This is a genomic window from Sulfitobacter sp. HI0040 (assembly GCF_001634885.1).
In the GTDB taxonomy this organism is placed as follows: Bacteria; Pseudomonadota; Alphaproteobacteria; order Rhodobacterales; family Rhodobacteraceae; genus Sulfitobacter.
Map to the genome: position 1 here is coordinate 1 of NZ_LWEX01000533.1, position 507 is coordinate 507.

Genomic DNA, 507 nt, shown 5'->3' on the forward strand with positions numbered 1-507 from the left:
ACCATCGATAGCCAGTTCGAAGCCTTCAAGGCGGACGATTTCGACACCGCCTTTGGCTATGCCACACCGCAACTCAGGTTTCTTTTCCAGAGCCCGCAGAATTTCGAGCGCATGGTCACCCAGGGGTATCCCATGGTCCATCGCCCGGCAGAGGTGCGGTATCTTGAACTGCGCGAAGTGGCCGGGAACCTCTGGCAGAAGGTTCAGATAACCGATGCGAAGGGTTTCATGCATCTGCTCGACTACAAGATGGAAGAAACCGAAGAAGGCTGGCGCATCGGTGCCGTTCAGATCCTCGGTAATCCGGGCGTTACGGCCTGACCCAAGCGTTGCGCGGTCTTTGCTTGCTGCGCGCCCCCGGCGCGCCCTTCGTTAATACCTGAAGAATACTTCCCCGTTCCTGCGTTGCCCGGCAACGCGCCGCTGGAACACGTGCCGGTCCCGATGCCTGCGGAGTGGCTTTCCTCGACCGTGCTTTCGGCGTTGCCCAAAACGCTGGGAAGAAGC

Annotated in this window: 2 protein-coding genes; one reads left to right on the top strand and one right to left on the bottom strand. The window is 59.6% G+C overall.

Annotated elements, in window-relative coordinates:
- Positions 1-321, top strand: a 321-nt coding sequence (locus A3728_RS20105; RefSeq protein ID WP_067927900.1) for a DUF4864 domain-containing protein, incomplete at its 5' end; no start/stop codon positions are given.
- Here A3728_RS20105 and A3728_RS23800 read toward each other — a convergent pair.
- A partial coding sequence (locus A3728_RS23800; RefSeq protein ID WP_236630579.1) for a hypothetical protein occupies positions 288-507 on the bottom strand: 220 nt, incomplete at its 5' end. The two genes, A3728_RS20105 and A3728_RS23800, sit on opposite strands and share 34 nt — an antisense overlap.